Raw genomic sequence first — 591 nt, forward strand, 5'->3', positions numbered from 1 at the left:
ACACCAGTCCTCGCCTAGACGCTATCATCGTGCCTCGGCCCTAAAACAAAACAATGAGAGGGATCACGTTGGCCAACTATCTTTCCGCCATCCAGAACTGGTTCGCAGCAGGCTACTACGGCCGCCACCTCGGCTTGATACTCCGAGAAATCGGGAATCGGCACCCGAAACTTATAGCATCCTTCATTTCTGACGCTTGCGGAATTCCTGCCGCCCAACTCAAAGCAGCTCGCTTCGAGACTGAACACAGATTTCACGGCAAATTCGGTCCAAGGATCGCAGACTTGGCTGTTCTTGTTGACGAAGAAGCTACGCCAAGAGTCCTCATCGAGATCAAGTATTACGACAAGCCCTTGGCAGAGACTGAGATCAAGCCCGCTCAACTCGATGACTACGCCGCTTGGCAGCGACGTGCACCGGATCGGTATGTTCTCATGCTGTCGAGGGAATTCCACCACTCGAACGGGATCGTCGTTCGTCGTTGGGGGGAACTCGCCCGCTATCTTAAGGCACAGGCAGCAAATCCGATCTGATTGCGATGCTCGTCGATTATTTGGAGGAAGAAGGAATCGTCATGCAGGATGTGAATCC

At 53.3% G+C, this 591-nt stretch carries 1 protein-coding gene; it reads left to right on the top strand.

The window, feature by feature from the left end; genetic code table 11:
- Positions 1–68: 68 nt before the first annotated feature.
- Positions 69–533 (top strand): hypothetical protein, encoded by a 465-nt coding sequence (locus AC1DDH_RS20425; protein WP_476956202.1) that lies wholly within the window; start codon positions 69–71, stop codon positions 531–533.
- The last annotated feature ends 58 nt before the right edge of the window (positions 534–591 follow it).

It is taken from the genome of Arthrobacter sp. 10T425 (assembly GCF_056393985.1).